We start from the raw sequence: 17,403 nt of genomic DNA on the forward strand, positions 1-17,403 counted from the left end.
CTACCGCCGGGGAATGTTCCGCAGGTTGCTTCGCGCCATGCTGACAGCCTCCCCGGCACCGCGATTAAGAACCACCTTGGACATGGCTGTAGCGAATCCAATGACCTGCGACCCCGAAATTTTCGGCGGGATGGAGAGGGCGTTGGGGTCGGTGATGAGCTCCACCAAGGACGGGCCGGGGTGCGCAAACGCTGCCCGGTACGCTGCCTCGATGTCCGCCGGATCCGTGACGCGCACGGCATGGAAACCCAGGGCTTTGGCCACCGCTGCGTAATTGGCGTCCGGCACGTCCACTCCGAAGTCGGGTAGACCGTCCACCAGCATTTCGAGCTTCACCATGCCCAGTGTGGAGTTGTTGAACACCACCACGTTCACCGGCAGCTGGTGCGCGGCCACCGTAATGAGCTCGCCCATCAGCATGGATAGCCCGCCGTCACCGGACACGGAGACTACCTGTCGTCCGGGATAAGCCATCTGCGCGCCGATCGCGTGCGGAAGGGCGTTGGCCATGGATCCGTGGAGGAAGGAGCCAATCAGCCGACGGGTGCCCAGCGGGTTGATGTAACGCGCAGTCCAGACGTTGCACATACCGGTATCGGCAGTGAAAATGGCGTCTTCCGCCGCAACCTGGTCCAGCAGCGATGCCGCGTATTCGGGGTGGATTGGCTGCTTCTTCTCCACTTTGCGGGTGTAAGCTCCCACCGCTTTGTTCATCAGGCGGTCATGCTTCTTCAGCATCTGGTCAAGGAAACGTCGGCTCTTCTTCGGCGTCACCAAGGGCAGCAAGGCCGTCAAGGTGGGACGTACGTCGCCATGGACGGCAATGTCGACGTCGGTCCGCCTCCCCAGCCGCTGTGCGGCCCTGTCGACCTGGGCCGTGCGGGTGTCCGGCAGGAACTGGTCGTAGGGAAAATCAGTGCCGAGCAAAATCAACAGTTCCGCGTCTTCAATGCCCTCGGCCGCCGCCCCATAGCCGAGCAGCCCGGTCATCCCGATATCGAAAGGGTTGTCGTACTGAACGAAGTCTTTGCCCCGCAGGGAGTGGCCGATTGGTGCGTTGACCAGTTCTGCCAAGGCGATCAGTTCATCATGCGACCCTTCGACGCCGGCGCCGGCAAAAATAGCCACCTTACCGGCGTCGTTAATGGCGTCAGCCAGTTCCCTGACGCTGGCTGGATCGGGCACCAGGGCCGCCGGACGGAAGGCGGCCGGCAATGGGGTTGGTGCCGTAGCTTCAAGCCCGGCGATATCGCCGGGAAGGGTGACAACCGCGACTCCCCCGAGGCCTACAGCGTTCTGGATGGCGCTGTGCATGACCCGCGGTGCTTGCTCGGCCGTACTAATCATCTCCGAATACACGGAGCACTCGTTGAAGAGCCGGTCCGGATGAGTTTCCTGGAAGAAGCCGCTGCCAATCTGCTTGCTGGGGATGTGCGAAGCGATGGCAAGCACCGGTGCTCCGGTGCGGTTGGCGTCGTACAGACCATTGATCAGGTGCAGATTTCCGGGTCCGCATGAGCCCGCGCAGACCGCCAATTTTCCCGTCAACTTAGCCTCCGCAGCGGCAGCAAATGCGGCCGCCTCCTCATGGCGCACATGGATCCAGTCGATGCCGCCCTTCTTGGAGCCTCCAGTTTGCCGGACGGCGTCCACGATTGGATTAAGGCTGTCGCCAACGATTCCGTAGATCCGCTGCACGCCGGCCGCTTGGAGTTGTTCGATGAGTTGGGTGGCAAGTTCCTTGGCCATAGTGTGCAGGCTCCCTCAATGGTGGTGGTGGGCTGACAGGGCCAATATAGTCGGCCTGTCCCGTCCCCGCCTGTGAAGGCCTTCTGCTTAAGCTGCCAGCCGAGTCTCGAACAGGCGCTCCGCCAGACTCAACAGATGACTCGGCACGTCTGCGGCGCTGCCGCTGCTCCCGTGACCGAGGAAAACGGCAGTGCCACTGACGGTGTCCTCCATTGGAGTGCCTGCTTCCCGTATCAAGACCTCGGCCCGGGGGTTCAGGGGCAAAGGAATGTGAATTGCCTGGTCGTTCAGAAGAACGTGCCAGCCACGACCGGAGATTGCTTCAACATTTCCTTCTACGAGGGACTGCTGAATTGACATGACGGGCTCAATTCTTTCCACCCGGATACACTCATTGAGGCGTGCGGGAATAATGAGCACAGTAATGAGTTGCTGCATTGCTGTGATTTCCGTTTCTGCTGCTATGCGGCCGCTCTACCGCTGGTTCTTCCTTGGTTTGGAGAAGAGGTTTTCGCTGCCTTCAGCTTTTGCCCTCTTTTCGGCCCGCTTTTCCAGAATGGTCTTCCCTGTCTTCTTGGACTTGGCACTGCTGGGTGATTTGCCGGACATTTTGTGCTCCTCTATATTTTCGTTATGACAACACCATACCTACTTATATTTTTAAAGCCAGTTGCAGAATTTGCGCCTCAAGGCCGGAGATCTTTTATGCCTTTTCTTTGAACGTGACTCTGGCTGGGAGGGCTGTTGGTTGCTAGCGTGGCCGCATGAACCCGTCGAAGCCCCCGGCAAAGATCCTCGACATCGCCGGCAGTGAGGTCCGCATCTCCAATCCGGACAAGGTGGTGTTTCCCGAGCCCGGGCTGACGAAGCTCGATCTGGTGAACTACTACCTCGCAGTGGCAGAGGGGGCTCTACGCGGCGCCGGCGGCCGTCCGATGGTGCTCAAGCGATTTCCCAAGGGCATAGACGCTGAACCGTTCTTCCAGAAACGCGTCCCTGAAAACCATCCTGACTTCATTGACACGGCCACTCTCCACTACTCGTCCGGCACCTCCGCCGAGGAAACGGTCATCCGCGATGCTGCCGGCTTGGCGTGGGTGGTGAATCTTGGATGCTTGGACCTCAACCCGCACCCTGTCCGTGCGGAGGACCTCGACCACCCGGATGAACTCCGGGTGGACTTGGACCCGATGCCCGGCGTGGAATGGTCCCGGATCGTGGACACCGCCTACGTCGCACAGGATGTCCTGGATGATGTCGGGTTGGTGGGGTGGCCAAAGACAAGCGGCTCCCGGGGGCTCCATATCCTGGTCCGCATAGCACCGCAGTGGTCTTACCGTGATGTGCGGCTCGCCGCCGAGACCCTTGCCCGTGAGGTGGAGAACCGCGCTCCGGGGCTGGCGACCGCCAAGTGGTGGAAGGAGGAGCGTGGTGAGAGCGTTTTCGTCGACTTCAACCAGAACGCGAAGGACCGCACAGTAGCTTCCGCTTACTCGATCCGTTCCCGGCCCGATGCCCGCGTCTCAACGCCGCTCACGTGGGACGAGGTGCGCTCCGCTCGGCCGGAGCAATTCACCGTGCATTCAGTCCCGGGGCGTTTCTCGGATCTGGGCGACCCGCACACAGGAATCGATGACGCAGCCGGCTCGCTCGATGGGCTTCTCGCCTTGGCCGCCGAGCTTGGCCCCGCCGAGAAAGCTCCCAGGAGCGGCGACGGCTCCGGCCGCCGGATGTCAACGATGCCGCTCATCGAGGTGGCCCGCACCAAGACCAAGCCTGAGGCCGAGGCCGCGCTCGATGAGTGGAAGGCCCGGAACGCGGACGTTGTTTCCCTGCTGCACCCTGCCGACGTCCTTGTCGACGGGATGCGGGGATCGAGTTCCCTTTGGTACCGGGTGCGGGTAAACCTTCAGCACATCCCTGAAGACAGGCGCCCGCCCCAAGAGAAGCTCATCGCAGACTATGACCCGTGGGCGGGCAAGGAATGGCCCGGCCAGCCAGCTTCCTGACGCTGCCCAAAACCTGAAGACGCGCAGCTAGTCCTGGCCGATGGTGATGCCCGTAACCGGCGCACCGGCACGCTCGTAGGAGAGCATGACCGCTCCCTTCGGGAACGCCCGCGGTGGTTGCGCAAAACGGAAAGCCGCCGGGACTCCCGAGCCATCAGTAAACAACCGCTTTCCCGAGCCGAAGGTGAGCGGGTAAAGGAAAAGGTTCAGTCGATCGAGAAGGTCGGCCTCCAGCAGCGAGCGAATAAGGTGTCCGCTGCCGAACATGTGGATATCCAGGAACCGCTCCTTCAATTCAGCCAGCTCCGAAACCTCCGGAAGTGCTGTGGTTCCTTCCCATTCCGGGCGGGTCAGGGTTCGTGAGACAACAAACTTTGGCAAGGCGTTGAACGTCTCGCCGATGTGGTCCTTCTGATGCGGCCAGAACCCCGCGAAGATGTCGTAGGTTTTTCGCCCAAGCAGCAAGGCGTCCATGCGGTCAATCCCCGCTCCGATGGCTTCGCCAGTCTCGTCGTCAAAATATGCTCCCTGCCAGCCGCCGAATTCGAAGCCACCGCCCCTGTCTTCCTCGGGGCCGCCCGGCGCCTGATAGACGCCGTCAAGGGTGATGAACAGGTTTGCGGAGAGAATTCCCACGATGCGCTCCTTCGCGTGAACCGCGGCGGGATGCCGCGAGGCTGTGGCGTCTTCCTCGAATCAGTATGCTGCTTCACCGTTCGTCGCGGAACCCGGAACCGGTTGTTCAGGGCGCCGGTTTTTTGGGGCAGGACTTGTGGCGCACCGCGGGAGGTGGCGGTAGCTTTGGAGTACTTTTCCTTGAAGTAGCCGAGGTACCGGAGGCACTGCCGATGCAAGGCTTGTCCGCGTCACTGGTACTCATCGCCATGCTGGCTGTCGTGGCCCCTCTTGCCACCCGGCTCCTTGATCATTGGGTCAAAGTGCCAATCGTGGTTTTTGAGATTGTTCTTGGCATCCTGTTCGGTCCGAGTCTCCTGGGATGGGTCCAATCCACCGCGTTCACGGACACGCTGGCTGACTTCGGCTTGGCCATGCTGTTCTTCGTTGCCGGCAACGAGATCGACTTCACGGCAATCCGCGGCCGTCCGATCTACCGAGCCTCTGCGGGCTGGGTCATCTCTTTGGCCGCAGGCATCGGGGCAGGTTTTGTCTTGGACCCCTCCCCGGAGGCTGCCGTGATCATAGGCGTTGCTTTGTGCTCCACAGCGTTGGGCGCGTTACTGCCGATCATCCCGGGACGCCGGCGCATCGAAGTCACCGATCGGTGTCGCCGTGACAGCCGTGGGCGCGGCCGGCGAGTTTGGTCCGCTGATAGCCATTTCACTGTTCTTCAGCGGCAAACAACTCGGAGTGGCATCAGGAGTGCTTCTCGGCTTCGTTCTCCTGACCGGCATTGCAATTTACCTTGCCTCCCAGGCACGGCACACCTTGTTCCATGCCCAAGTCACTGCCACGCTGCACACCAGCAGCCAGTTCGCCATGCGGTCAATCCTGTTGATTCTCAGCGCGCTGGTGGTGCTCAGCATGGTGTTGGGTCTCGACATGCTCCTGGGTGCTTTCGTCGCAGGAGTCCTCTGGAAGGTCACCATCGCGCGCGCTCCTGAAGCAGACCGGAAAGTCATTGAGACCAAGATCGACGCAGTCGCATTTGGCTTCCTCGTCCCCATCTTCTTCATCGATACCGGCATTGACTTCGATCTGGGCGCACTCACCTCCAGCCCCTTGACCTTGGCCATGGTCCCCCTGTTCCTGGTCCTTTTGCTGATCATCCGTGGCCTGCCATCTTTGCTGGCCGCGCCCCCTGGCTCCACTAGAGCCGACAGACGGGCCCTCCTGCTGTTTGGTGCCACAGCTTTGCCAATCATCGTTGCCGTGACAACCATTGGCCGGGAGCATGGGTTCATCAGCAATGGAATTTCCTCGGCCCTCATAGGCGCGGGGATGCTCTCGGTACTCCTGTTTCCGCTGCTGGCGCTTCGTGCACTAGGCCGCACAGAAGCCACAGATCCTACGCTGCTCCCACCGAAAGCGTGAGGCAACCCGGCTGCCCTGAAGCAGCCCCGGCAAAGGCAACAAGCGTCCGACGGCGGCCTCCCGCCGTCGGACGTTCTTCCCACCGACGCCTACGCGTCTCCGCAAATGTGTTGCCCCAAGCGGAACCGGCCCATAGGCTCGTATCGTGAGTGGCAGGGACGGCAAACCGACCAGCGGGACCGACCAGCGACCGGGTGAAGGAAATAAAGGCATGGCAACAGGAACAGTTAAGTGGTTTAACGCTGAAAAGGGTTTCGGATTCATCGCCCCGGACGATGGAGGCCCTGACGTGTTTGCTCACTACTCAGCGATTACGTCGAGCGGATACCGCTCGCTGGAGGAGAACCAGAAGGTCCAATTCGACATCACGCAGGGTCCCAAAGGTCCACAGGCGGAGAACATCCAGCCCGCCTAGGTTCACAACACCAGATTCACTAACAGAGACCGGTCCGGCCTATTGGCCAGACCGGTCTCTTGGCGTCCTACGCGCGGCCTTTGAGGATCAGGTGCCAGTAAACCTGCGGGAACATATCGCGGTCCACCCACCAGGAGAGCCGGCTTTCCTTCCATGTGGGAACCTTTGGGATAGTTGGCATGGGCCGGTATTGGGGGTCGAACTCGGCGAATACGACGGTGCTCCGCGAAACCGTGAACGGACATACGGAGTATCCGTTGTACTTCTGGCTGAGCGTTTCGCCTTTGCGGGCCGAGACCAAATTTTTAGCCAGAACCTTGGTCTGCTTGCGCAGCGCCCCGCCGGCTTTGGAGTTGGTTGTTCCTGCAGCGTCGCCCAGTGACCAGACATTGGGGTACCTGGGGTGACGCAACGTTTGCGTGTCCACCTCCACAAAACCGTGCTCGTCCCCTTCCGCTGGCAAGTCCGTGGCTTTGAGCCAATCCGGCGCGGACTGGGGCGGGACGGCGTTGAGGACATCGTAGGGCAAGTCCTCCGAAGTGTGGTCCGCAATGTTCCGGATAGTGACCGTACGTCCGGCGGGATTCACCGCCACCAACTCGCTGTTTGTCCTCAGTTCGATTCCATACTCGGCGACCTTGCGGTCAAGCTCCCGGTCAACGTCGGGAATGCCGAAGACTGTGGGATAGGGCTGGACCATGACAACCCGAATGTTGTCCAGGACGCCTTGTTCCTTCCAGTAGTCACAGGCCAGATACATCGGTTTCTGGCTTGCCCCGCCGCACTTAACAGGTCCCGACGGCATGGTGAAGATGACGGTCCCGGACTTCATGGCGCTCAAGAGGGCCCAGAGTTTTGGCGCAAGCTCGAAGTCGTAGTGGGAGGAGCCATACGGCGATTGCACCGCCTCAGCCATCCCTGGCACAGCGTCCCAGTTGTACTGGAGCCCCGGGCACACAACAAGGTGTCCATAAGTCACCGTGGAACCGGACGCCAGCGTCACTGAGTTGGCATCTGCATCCACGTTGACCGCCCTGTCCTTGATCCACGTCACGCCCTTGGGCGTCACGGACTCCTGGCTTCGGACTGCTTCTTTGACCTGGGCCCGTCCACCGGCGATATGGGAGAACAACGGCTGGTAAAGGTGGTGGTCCTTGGGTTCGATGAGTGCGATGTCCTTGACGCCATATCTCCCCAAGCGTGCTGCGAGCGACACCCCTGCATTGCCGCCGCCGATGATGACTACCTCGTGTTGCGGTGCCATGCCACTAGCTGTTTTCAGTCAATGCGGAGCCCTTGTGCGCTGCCCTGGCACCGGTCTTCTCTGACTCCACCACGTACTGCGGCTCGTCCTCGCTGGCCACATGTTTGTTGCCATCCAGTACAAAGTCACTGGTCTTCTTTTCCACGATCTTTCCGTGCGTCTTGCCCTGCGGGGTGTTCCACTCCACGTGTGTTCCCTTGCTCAGTGCCATGTCCGCTCCTAATGTGGTGTCCCTCTCCGACTTCGACTGCCCCACAATAGTAAGCATGATGATCATCTGGCGATACCTGGCGGGACAGCCGGATACAAAGAGCTGTGGAAAGGACTCGCAATGCTGATCTGCGCAACCTGCGCCGTTGAACACGACGAACCTGTGCCCGACGTTTGTCCGATCTGCGCCGATGAACGGCAGTACGTGCCCGAGGACGGACAAAAATGGCTCACTCTGGATGAACTGGCTGGGGCTGAACGTCAGACGGTGCTGGAGCAGAACGAGCCCGGACTTTTCGCGGTCAAAACGGAGCCGAAAGTCGGGATCGGCCAGACCGCGCAGCTCGTGGTGACGTCCAAGGGCTCGCTGCTGTGGGATCCCGTGGGGTACGTCGACGACAACGCTGTTGCATCTGTCCTCGAACACGGCCCCGTTGCAGCTATTGCCGCCAGCCATCCGCACATGTTCGGCGTGCAGGTGGAGTGGTCGCGCCGTCTTGGAAACGTCCCGGTCCTGGTCGCCGCGGCCGACCGCGAATGGCTCGGGCGCAGCGACCCTAGTGTCACCTTCTGGTCCGGCACCACAACAATCGCCGATGGATTGGTCCTGCATCAGATTGGTGGGCATTTCCAAGGCAGTGCGGTGGCGCACTGGGCAGCAGGAGCCGGCGGCAAGGGGGTACTCCTAACCGGTGACACCGTGTTTCCCAATCCCGATCGTCGCACAGTCGCGTTCATGCGCAGCTATCCCAATCGCTTACCGCTCTCCGGGGCGGTGGCGTTACGTATAGCCGCCCGGCTGGAAGGGCTTACTTTCGATCGAATCTACGGCAACTTCAACAACGTCATCGCCTCCGGGGCGAAAGACGTACTGCACGACTCGGCCCAACGGCACGCCGCATGGACGCGGGGAGACTTCGACCACCTGACCTGAGTCCGCGTCATTCCTGCGGTGGCTGCGGTCGCCCTTGGCCCTCCACATCCGCCTGTGCACTGGCTGGTCCTCCAGCTCCCGTGTTGGTCTTCCGGGTGATCAGCCAGGTAATGAACCACAGCACCACGCCGATGGCCATGAGGCCGCCGGCCACTTGGTACTGGATGGGGTTCCTGCCCACCCATGGACCAGCAAGGAAGGCACACAGTACGGCTGCCACCAATGGCAGTTGTCCCGGGGAAGTGAAGAACACCTTCCGGTGGGGGTCCCGCTTTCGGCGAAGGACGACGCAGGCGACGTTTACCAGCGTGAAAACGCACAGCAGCAGGAACGCCGTGGTCCCGGAAAGATTGGCCACGATGTTGCTCGAGGGGTCGATGCTGACGTACCAAATCAGCCCCATGGCAAGGACGGTGGAGAAAGCGATGCCAGCCCACGGCGACCTGCGACCCGGCAAGACCCGTCCCAGCGCTCGCGGGAGAACGTGCTGGCGTGCCATGCCATAAATAAGCCGGCTGGCCATCAACATGTTGATCAACGCGGTGTTAGCTACCGCGAAGACGGCGAGGAAGGGAAAGATCTTGTCGATGGGGAAATCCGGTGACCCCTTATGCACCACTTCCAGGAGCGCGGCTCCTTCGGCTTCCCTGATCTCACCCAGTTCCGCCGGGGTCAGCACACTCACCACGGACACAGCCACCAGCATGTAGAGGATCACTGCTATGCCGAGGCCAGTCAACATGGTGCGCGGGAAAATCCGCTCCGGATTCCTGGTTTCCTCAACCATGTTTACGGAGTCCTCGAAGCCCACCATGGCAAAAAAGGCAATGGACGTGGCTGCGGTAACAGCCAGGAACAGCCCCTTGTCCTGATAATCGGTAAATACGAAGACTTCCTGGACATTGCCGGTTCCCTGGGCCATCACGAAGAAGCCCACCCCGATCACGATGCACAGGGCAAGCACCTCAACGGCGGTGAGTATGACGTTGAACTTAACGCTCTCCCCGACGCCGCGCAGGTTGATCACCGCCAGCAGCAACATGAAGCCCAGTGCCACCGCGGTTATCACGCCGCGGTCGGGCACATCCATCCAGCCGTTGACTTCCAGGCCACCAAAGAAGTTCTGGGCAAGGACATTGGCCGATGTCGAGGCGCTGGTGATGCCGGAGCAAACAACGGCGAACGCCACGAGGAAGGTAACGAAGTGGATCCCGAAGGCCTTATGCGTGTACAGGGCAGCCCCGGCTGCCTGCGGGTATTGCGTCACCAACTCAAGGTAGGAAAACGCGGTGAGGGTGGCGACGATAAAGGCGAGGAGGAAAGGCAACCAGACGATGCCACCAACTGTCCCGGCCATTGTCCCGGTGACCGCGTAAACGCCTGCCCCCAGAATGTCTCCTACAATAAAGAGAAGGAGAAGTTTGGGTCCCAGCACGCGTTTGAGCTGTGGTTCCTCACCTGCAGGCGTTGCTTCCAAGGCGTTGTCTGACGTGGTGCTCATGGTCCACCCCCGGCCCGTACACGGCCCCTTGGACCATGTAAGTGATCTGATTTATCTCACTTTGGTCCTGCGGTTGGGGTTTGGCAACACTGATACGGCGAAATGGCAAAACGGCTCTACCGAAGTCGGCCTGTTTCCCTACGGCCGGATACTTGAACGGTAGTACTCGGCTAGCCTGGCCAGTCCTTCATCAATCGAGACAGCAGGTGCCCAGTCAAGGAGTTCACGGGTCACTCGCTGGTCGAACCAATGCGCGGTGGAGAGCTGTTCGGCGAGGAACCTGGTCATCGGCGGTTCCTCTTTGCGCCCCGCCCAGGTCCAGAGTCTTTCCACTATTGCTCCGACTGCCCTTGCCGCACCGCCCGGCACAGACCACGACGGCGGGGCCACGCCACCCGCTGAGCAAATGCCGGCCAGCAGTTCGCCGATGGGCCGGGGCTCACCATTGCTCACCACCACGGCCCTGCCATGGACGTGCTCCATCCGGTGCAGCGCAGCAACGATGGCGGACGCGGCGTTGTCCACGTAGGTTGTATCGATCAGTGCTGCGCCGTCGTCGAGCAATGGCAGACGGCCACGGCTGGCGCGCGCCAGGACACGTTCCACCAACTGGGTGTCCCCGGGGCCCCACACAATGTGGGGGCGCACTGCTGCCACCCGGAAGCCAGGTTGATCCTCTGCAAGGGCCAGCAATTCCGCCTCGGCCTTGGTGCGGGCGTAGTCGCCGCGCGCATGGCGTGGGTCAGCCTGCTCCGCCCCCAACCCCACGATGGCTGCGCCGGAATGCGCCACCGAGGGAGACGAGACATACACTACGTCCCGCACCCCGGCCGCCCTGGCCAGATGGAGCAACCGGCGGGTTCCTTCCACATTCACCGCATCAAACTCGGCCGCGCGCCCCGTGATGGACACTTTGGCGGCGAGGTGGATGATTCCCTCCGCCCCGTCAACTGCGCTGCGCAGCACCGCATCATCGTCAATGGACCCGCGGAAGTCCTCCGCGCCATCCACCCCCGACGGGCGGCGCTGAAACGTTGCTACGGCATGGGCTTGGCGAAGCAGCTGCCGGGCCACTTCTCCCCCGAGAAGCCCGCTGGCGCCGGTGACGAGCACCCTCATGGTTTCCCCGGACGTCCGCCGGCCAACACCCGTGAAGCCCAGCGGGCCAGACGGGTCCTGTCGATCTTGGCGTTGTGCCGGATGTCGGTGGGCTGCGCGGGGACCACGAGCACGGCGCTGACATCGACGCCGGCCTGGGAGGCCGCGCACCGGACACGCCCCGCCAGTTCCGGCTCAGCGGGGCCGGCTTTAAGGACAGGAGGCGCGGTCTCCACCACTGCAACAACCGCCTGCGTTCCCGACGGGCCAACACCGGCGATGGCAGCCATCCGCACGCCGTCCAGACGTTCGATGGATTGTTCTGCCCCGACCGGCGTCACCACTGTCCCAGGTGCCGTCACAACATGGGCAAGGCGTCCCTCCACCCAAAGTCGGCCAGCGGCGTCGAAGTGTCCCACGTCGCCCGTGCGGTGCCATCCGGTAACGCCGGCACTCTCCCGTTGGGTCAGCCAGAGCCTGTCATAGGCTTCCTTGACGTGCGGCGCGCTGACCAGAATTTCGCCGGTGACCCCCGCCTCGGTCACAAGGGTCGGTCCGGTTGCGGTTCCATCCACCGCCAACGGGACAACAGCCAGATCGGCTCCGTGAACCGACTTCCCCACGCAAACCCCGTTCCCGGCTCCCAGGACGGTCCCGGCAGCCGCGTCGGCTTCCGCGGCTTGAATTTCCTCCAGGCTGATGTCCGTGACTGGAAGCGCCTCCGTCATCCCGTAGGGAGTATGCAGGGACGCTTGGGGCATCAACTGCTGCACCTGTGCCAGGAGCCACTCAGGGACGGGCGCGCCTGCGGACAGGAGCAGCTCAATGTTTTGAAGAGCAATGCGCCCAGTCCCGCTCAGGTCATCCCGGGTAGCGATGACATTACGCAACGCTGCGGGCGAGGCGAAGACCACGGTAGCGTCGATGGCAGCGACGGCGTCCGCCAGTGCTCGGGCCGTCAAGGTGCGCGGTGCAGTAACGTCCATGGCAGGGGTCACCGAAACCGCTCCGAGCGCCGGACCCAGCAAGGCAAAGGGGGCGAAGCCCGCCACGAGCCGGGCCCCGGGACGAATCCCGAAAGTCGCGGCAACCGTATTCCGCATCGCGGCCAGCTGCCCGTGGGTGTACAGCACGCCCTTAGCGGGGCCAGTGGAGCCGGAGGTGAACAGGACAGCGGCGGGGGCAGCCGGGTCCACGCTCGTCCTTGGCATCGCGTGGCCGCGCCCGGCTCCACGCCGCCCCAAGGCAGCGAGCGAGGTCTCAACCCCCAGGATTCGACGGCGGGTGGCGGGGAGGTCCTGCACGCTGATGCGCCGCCCCGGCCAACCGAGCACCGAGGCTGCTGCGAGTGCCCTGTCGATACCAATGAGGAAATCGGCGGTAGCGCCCTTCACAGCGCGGCTCATGCCTTTGGTTCCCAGTCCGGCGTCGGCCACCACTACTACCGCACCCAACTCCAGGCAGGCGTAGAGGGCCACGGTGAGCTCGGTGCCGGGCGGGACCATCAGGCTCACCCGGCTACCACGTCCCACACCCACTTCCCGCAGGCCATCGGCCAAGTCAAGGATGTTCCGGTCCAGCTGCTGCCAACTGAGCGCCCGACTCACGCTGCCGTCGGGCGCCATTTCGGCCACAGCGATGTCGTCCTTTCCCAGACCAGCAGCCAGCTCGCGCAGCGAGTCCCACAGTGGACGGAACGCTGGATCCTTCTCTCCGGCCACATCCTTGACCGGCTCTCCGCCGTCAATAGCAACGGCCACTTGCGAATCGCCGCCACTGATGACGGCACCATGTACAGCAAGCCAGTCAAAAACAGGCGTGGCAATGTCCCGGTCCTCCGGCAAGAGGTGTCCTGCTCCTTCGAAGCGATGGACGTCAGCATGCGGAAGCCGGCCGATGAGATCTTTGAGGTACCGATCGGAAAATATCGGATCCTTGGGGCCCCAGAGCATCAGGACCGGCAACTTCAGCCCGCGCAGGCCTTCCGCTACACGGGTCAGCGCCGGGAAGCTGGGATGGTCCGCATTCGCGGGGATATCCGCAACAAAATTCCCCACCCCTGCCCGGCGTCCGGCTCCGCGGTAGGGGGCCATGAAGGCCCTGCCGACGTCGGCCGGCAGCGGCGGGTTTGCCAGCGAGTGCGTCACGCGCAGGAAGGCGTCCGACGTCGTGGTGCCCCACCGGTGCACGGCGGGGTGCAAGGCGAGCCGCAGTGCCGACGGGATTGGCGAATCCGAGGGTTGATGGACTGCAGTATTGGTCAGCACCACACCCGTGACGAGCTGAGGGTGCTCCAGCGCCCAGCCCATGCTGATCACGCCACCCCAGTCATGGCCCACCGTAACAACCGGCCCTTCCAGGCCAAGCGCATCTGTAAGATCACCGAGGTCATTGATCCGGTCAGCCAGGCGCCGAAATGTTCCGGTGCGTTCTGAATAACCCATGTCCAGCTGGTCCACAGCAACCACGCGCCACGGATGGGCCGGGTCTGCTCCCGCGCTCAACAGCGTCCGCCACAGATAGGACCAAGTGGGGTTGCCATGCACGCACAGCAAGGTACCGGCCGGAGTCAGGCCACGGCGCGTGAGTTGGGCGCCGTTATCCAGCAAGTGCCAGCGGCGAACAGCGCCCGGCGCGTCCACCTCCGACGTGGACCTTACCCGGATTGTCCGGGACCATTCCGGGTCCACGCCGGGCCAGTTGGTGGCTACCAAACGATTTCCACCATTCCTGCGTTCAGCCCGGAACCCACTCCCATACACAGGACACGGTCACCTGAGGTCAAGGACTGTGCCTGGGCGGCGAGCGTCATGGGGAGCGATGCCGGCCCCACATTGCCCCAGTGCGGGAACGTAATGGGAACCTTGTCCGGGTCCAGGTCGATGGCGTTGATGATCGCCTGGGTGTAGGCGTTACTGACCTGGTGTGTGACGTAGCGATCCATGCTGGCCCAGTCCCATTCAGGCTGGGCTTCATGCCAGGCGTCGACCACAAGCTGCAGGCCGCCGTCGAGCAAGCCCTTGGTATCGGTGGTCATGCCATCGATACCTCCAACGCACAGTTCATGATGTTCCGTGCCGGCACGCATGACACCACCCACAAGACGGTGTGCCCCCGGGTGTTCGTCAACGGGGCCCAGGACGGCCGCGGCAGCCCCGGACCCAAGAGTCAGCGTGGCAAACTCACGGTTGAAGTCTTCACGCGTAGTCTCCGGCCGCTGGAGTCGCGCCAGCGTAGCTTCCTGTGTGCCCTGCGCGTCCTCGCCGTTGACGATGACGGCATACCTGATCTGGCCCGAATCGATCATGTTGGCCGCCAGGATCAAGCCGTTCACGAATCCGAGGCAGGCGTTGGCCAAGTCGAAGTTCATGGCAGACGACGGCAGGCCGAGTTCGTGGTGGATCTTGACCGCCACGGACGGTTCGAGGTTGCGCCTGGTAACCGAAGTGTTGATCAGCAAGCCGATTTCCGAGGCCTCGACGCCGGCCTCAGCCAAGGCTTTTGCGCCCGCCTCCACCGCAGCGTCATCGAAGGATGTCCCGGCGGCCCACCAGCGGCGGTGCGTGATGCCCGCAACGCGCTCAAGCAGTCGCGGTGGAAACTTCAGCCGCTGCAGGGTCGAAGCCAATCTCCGGTCGAAATCCGTGGAGCTCACTATCCTCGGAGCCTCGACGCTGCTCACCGAGAGCAGTGCGGTGTTGCTGTGCCGGAAGGTCGCATTCCCTGCCAAGTTAAGCCCCTGTTCGTTTCTGTCCTGCCTTCATGCGGTGACTGTACCCATAAAGTGCAACCCCGAGACGTTAACTATGCCGGTGTCAACCCGTTCCTGCATATTTGGCGTCCGTTGGGCCGACTCCGGACCGGGGCGGGATGATGAGGGGCTAGCCTTCCCGAGCCTTTCGCGTTGCGGCGTCGTTGGCCTTCTGCAGCGCTTCCACCAGCTCATTCTTGTCCATTTTCGAGCGGCCCTTGATGTCCAGTTCCCGAGCCCGCCGGTAGAGGTGCTCTTTGGAGGCATTGGCATCCACTCCCCCGGCCGTGGGCTTATTTGAATCCACCCCTTCCTCCGCGCGGTCGTCGGAAGGGCCCCGCTCATCCTTGGGCTCCCAGTGGTCTCCAACTTTTTCGTAACTGTGCTTCAGAGCCGCGAATGCCGTACGGGCTGCCCGACTCGGATCATTGTCGTAGGACTCCATGGCCGAATCGTAGGTCTTGGCAAAAGTATCCTGAGCTTTCTGTTCCGAGCGCTGCAGGGTGGACGGCAACTCGTCCTTGCGGGCGTGATCGTTCTTTCCGGTCTTGGGCATGGCACTCATCCTTCCGTCGGCTTGTGCTCTGACATAAACCATTTGACCATCGAAAGTTGGCTGCTACCATCGAGGGAGAAAGTATGTCCTATCAAGCGAACAAATGGCTACATACCCGAGCATCCACACCGGAGGCAAGAGGTTGAGCCTGAAACCCGGGGTATTCCAGTGGTTACAAAACTTGGTCTCAACATCGACCGTTCTTCTCCCGTGCCTCTCTACCACCAAGTGGTTCAAGGTATCGAGGCCGCCATCCACAGCGGCGTACTGGAACCCGGTAGTCGCCTGGAGAACGAAATTGACCTCGCTGCCCAGCTCAACCTGTCCCGGCCCACCATGCGCAAGGCCATGGATGAACTGGTCCGCTCCGGTCTCCTGGTTCGCAAACGCGGGGTAGGAACCCAGGTGGTATCCAGTCAGGTCCGCCGGCCCTTGGAACTTTCCAGCCTCTTTGACGACCTCACGAACAACGGCAAGAAGCCCACCACCACCGTGCTGAGCTTTTCCCACGAGGAGGCCGACGCCGCCACCCTCGCGGCGCTTGAGCTACCGGCCGGCTCCAAGGTGTACCACTTCACCCGCCTGCGCAAGGTGGGGGGCAAGCCGCTGGCCCTGATGGAGAACTGGGTGCGTGATGACATCGCCACCATGGACGAAGCCATGCTTGCAGCGGAGGGCCTTTACTCGATTCTGCGCCGGGGCGGCGTCAACTTCCGCCTTGCCACGCAGCGGATCGGCGCCATGATCGCCAATGACTATCAAGCACCCCTTCTTGAGACCGAGGTCAATTCCGCCCTGGTCACCATGGAACGTACAGCCGTGGACGATACCGGCCGCCATGTGGAGACGGGCCACCACGTCTACCGCGCCGATTCCTACAGTTTTGAAATGACACTCGTACAGCGCTAATACAAAGGACTTCCTTTCCATGACCAATTGGGTCTACCCCCTGGGTTCCGCCGCCGACGGCGTGTGGGACATCTCGCTCGGTACCTCCGATTCCGCAATTGCCGTCGACGGGTGGGCACACACCGGCCTCAAAGTCGCCACCATCGCGGCGGGCGCCGCCGTCGAGCTTCCTGCTGTTGGGGAGGAACGCATCATAGTGCCCCTCAACGGCGCTTTCACCGTAACCGTCGACGGCGTTGAGCATGCGCTTGCGGGCCGGTCTTCCGTGTTCCACGGACCCAGCGACGTCCTGTACTCGGGCACCGGGAAGTCGGTCACCATCAGCTCGGCCGACGGCGGGCGAGTCGCCATCGCAACCGCTCCTGCGCACACCGCTTACCCCACCCGCCTGGTCACTGCCGCAGAGACCCCCGTGGAATTGCGTGGTGCCGGCAACTGTTCGCGGCAGGTACACAACTTCGGCACACCGGCAGCACTGGAGGCCGACCGTTTTATCGTGTGCGAGGTCATTACCCCCGCCGGGAACTGGTCCTCCTATCCCCCGCACAAGCACGACGAGGAAAAAGACGGCGAAACCCACCTCGAGGAGATCTACTACTTCGAGACCCAAGTTGCCGCCGGTTCCGGCGCGCCGGCAGACGCCGACGCAATCGGCTATCAGCGGGTTTACGCCTCCGATGAGCGTCCCATCGACGTTTCCGCAGAAGTTCGGACCGGCGACGTAGTCCTGGTTCCCTACGGCTGGCACGGTCCCGCCATGGCAGCGCCGGGCTACGACATGTACTACCTCAACGTCATGGCAGGCCCGGGTCCGGTCCGCGAATGGCTGATCAGCGACGACCCCCACCATGGTTGGGTACGCCAGAGCTGGGAAGGCCAAAACATCGACCCCCGGTTGCCGTTCGGCGCCTAGCTCCAGGCACGAAAACGCCCCTTCTTCGAATCCAACAGATTC

At 62.3% G+C, this 17,403-nt stretch carries 17 protein-coding genes and 1 pseudogene; 7 read left to right on the top strand and 11 right to left on the bottom strand.

From position 1 onward, the window contains the following. The 3 genes from AC0J5Z_RS14015 to AC0J5Z_RS14025 form a co-directional block, all read right to left on the bottom strand. Complete coding sequence (locus AC0J5Z_RS14015) at positions 1 to 1,749, bottom strand: pyruvate dehydrogenase (RefSeq protein ID WP_475033202.1); 1,749 nt, start codon at positions 1,747 to 1,749, stop codon at positions 1 to 3. A gap of 87 nt (positions 1,750 to 1,836) precedes the next feature. Next, positions 1,837 to 2,187 (bottom strand): DUF3846 domain-containing protein, encoded by a 351-nt coding sequence (locus tag AC0J5Z_RS14020; RefSeq protein WP_475033204.1) that lies wholly within the window; start codon positions 2,185 to 2,187, stop codon positions 1,837 to 1,839. Between the two features lie 36 nt (positions 2,188 to 2,223). After that, entirely contained in the window at positions 2,224 to 2,358 is a 135-nt protein-coding gene (locus AC0J5Z_RS14025; RefSeq protein WP_445933465.1) for a hypothetical protein, read from the bottom strand. Positions 2,359 to 2,513: 155 nt separating this feature from the next. Between AC0J5Z_RS14025 and ligD the strand changes: the two genes are divergently transcribed. After that, positions 2,514 to 3,758: a non-homologous end-joining DNA ligase gene (gene ligD, locus AC0J5Z_RS14030; protein ID WP_475033208.1), complete on the top strand. Its 1,245-nt coding sequence runs from the start codon at positions 2,514 to 2,516 to the stop codon at positions 3,756 to 3,758. 27 nt (positions 3,759 to 3,785) lie between these two features. On the opposite strand, the gene AC0J5Z_RS14035 is transcribed toward ligD, so the two are convergent. After that, complete coding sequence (locus tag AC0J5Z_RS14035) at positions 3,786 to 4,394, bottom strand: dihydrofolate reductase family protein (protein WP_475033210.1); 609 nt, start codon at positions 4,392 to 4,394, stop codon at positions 3,786 to 3,788. 248 nt (positions 4,395 to 4,642) lie between these two features. Between AC0J5Z_RS14035 and AC0J5Z_RS14040 the strand changes: the two are divergent. From AC0J5Z_RS14040 to AC0J5Z_RS14050, 3 genes and pseudogenes are all read left to right on the top strand, one after another. Then, positions 4,643 to 4,966, top strand: a pseudogene (locus AC0J5Z_RS14040) (cation:proton antiporter domain-containing protein); the annotation flags it as partial. 82 nt (positions 4,967 to 5,048) lie between these two features. Further along, positions 5,049 to 5,810: a cation:proton antiporter domain-containing protein gene (locus AC0J5Z_RS14045; RefSeq protein WP_475039705.1), complete on the top strand. Its 762-nt coding sequence runs from the start codon at positions 5,049 to 5,051 to the stop codon at positions 5,808 to 5,810. 211 nt (positions 5,811 to 6,021) lie between these two features. Next, complete coding sequence (locus AC0J5Z_RS14050; RefSeq protein ID WP_014921815.1) at positions 6,022 to 6,225, top strand: cold-shock protein; 204 nt, start codon at positions 6,022 to 6,024, stop codon at positions 6,223 to 6,225. 67 nt (positions 6,226 to 6,292) lie between these two features. On the opposite strand, the gene AC0J5Z_RS14055 is transcribed toward AC0J5Z_RS14050, so the two are convergent. Beyond that, positions 6,293 to 7,489 carry an NAD(P)/FAD-dependent oxidoreductase gene (locus AC0J5Z_RS14055; protein WP_475033212.1) on the bottom strand — a complete coding sequence of 399 codons (1,197 nt, stop codon included), beginning with the start codon at positions 7,487 to 7,489 and terminating at the stop codon, positions 6,293 to 6,295. Between the two features lie 4 nt (positions 7,490 to 7,493). Further along, positions 7,494 to 7,700: a hypervirulence associated TUDOR domain-containing protein gene (locus AC0J5Z_RS14060; RefSeq protein WP_475033216.1), complete on the bottom strand. Its 207-nt coding sequence runs from the start codon at positions 7,698 to 7,700 to the stop codon at positions 7,494 to 7,496. Between the two features lie 120 nt (positions 7,701 to 7,820). On the opposite strand from AC0J5Z_RS14060, the gene AC0J5Z_RS14065 reads away from it, so the two are divergent. Continuing rightward, a complete protein-coding gene (locus tag AC0J5Z_RS14065; RefSeq protein WP_475033221.1) occupies positions 7,821 to 8,633 on the top strand; it encodes an MBL fold metallo-hydrolase in 813 nt (270 codons plus the stop codon). Positions 8,634 to 8,640: 7 nt separating this feature from the next. On the opposite strand, the gene AC0J5Z_RS14070 is transcribed toward AC0J5Z_RS14065, so the two are convergent. The 5 genes from AC0J5Z_RS14070 to AC0J5Z_RS14090 all read right to left on the bottom strand — a co-directional run bounded on the left by AC0J5Z_RS14070 (position 8,641) and on the right by AC0J5Z_RS14090 (position 15,539). Next, positions 8,641 to 10,134: an APC family permease gene (locus AC0J5Z_RS14070; RefSeq protein WP_475033225.1), complete on the bottom strand. Its 1,494-nt coding sequence runs from the start codon at positions 10,132 to 10,134 to the stop codon at positions 8,641 to 8,643. A 138-nt stretch (positions 10,135 to 10,272) separates the two neighbouring features. Then, positions 10,273 to 11,253, bottom strand: a complete 981-nt coding sequence (locus tag AC0J5Z_RS14075; protein ID WP_475033229.1) for an NAD-dependent epimerase/dehydratase family protein — start codon at positions 11,251 to 11,253, stop codon at positions 10,273 to 10,275. Next, the gene (locus AC0J5Z_RS14080) at positions 11,250 to 13,946 is read right to left on the bottom strand and encodes an alpha/beta fold hydrolase (protein ID WP_475033231.1); all 2,697 of its coding nucleotides are present in this window, start codon (positions 13,944 to 13,946) and stop codon (positions 11,250 to 11,252) included. Before AC0J5Z_RS14080 ends, AC0J5Z_RS14075 begins: the two co-directional genes overlap by 4 nt. Beyond that, positions 13,940 to 14,962 carry a 3-oxoacyl-ACP synthase III gene (locus tag AC0J5Z_RS14085; RefSeq protein ID WP_475033235.1) on the bottom strand — a complete coding sequence of 341 codons (1,023 nt, stop codon included), beginning with the start codon at positions 14,960 to 14,962 and terminating at the stop codon, positions 13,940 to 13,942. Before AC0J5Z_RS14085 ends, AC0J5Z_RS14080 begins: the two co-directional genes overlap by 7 nt. A 151-nt stretch (positions 14,963 to 15,113) precedes the next feature. After that, positions 15,114 to 15,539 (bottom strand): ChaB family protein, encoded by a 426-nt coding sequence (locus AC0J5Z_RS14090; RefSeq protein ID WP_475033239.1) that lies wholly within the window; start codon positions 15,537 to 15,539, stop codon positions 15,114 to 15,116. A 168-nt stretch (positions 15,540 to 15,707) separates the two neighbouring features. On the opposite strand from AC0J5Z_RS14090, the gene AC0J5Z_RS14095 reads away from it, so the two are divergent. Both AC0J5Z_RS14095 and iolB read left to right on the top strand, forming a co-directional pair. Further along, complete coding sequence (locus AC0J5Z_RS14095; RefSeq protein ID WP_017199821.1) at positions 15,708 to 16,448, top strand: GntR family transcriptional regulator; 741 nt, start codon at positions 15,708 to 15,710, stop codon at positions 16,446 to 16,448. A gap of 19 nt (positions 16,449 to 16,467) precedes the next feature. Next, a complete protein-coding gene (gene iolB, locus AC0J5Z_RS14100) occupies positions 16,468 to 17,361 on the top strand; it encodes a 5-deoxy-glucuronate isomerase (protein ID WP_475033243.1) in 894 nt (297 codons plus the stop codon). Positions 17,362 to 17,403 lie beyond the last annotated feature (42 nt).

The organism is Paenarthrobacter sp. TRD_SC_7, from assembly GCF_056156245.1.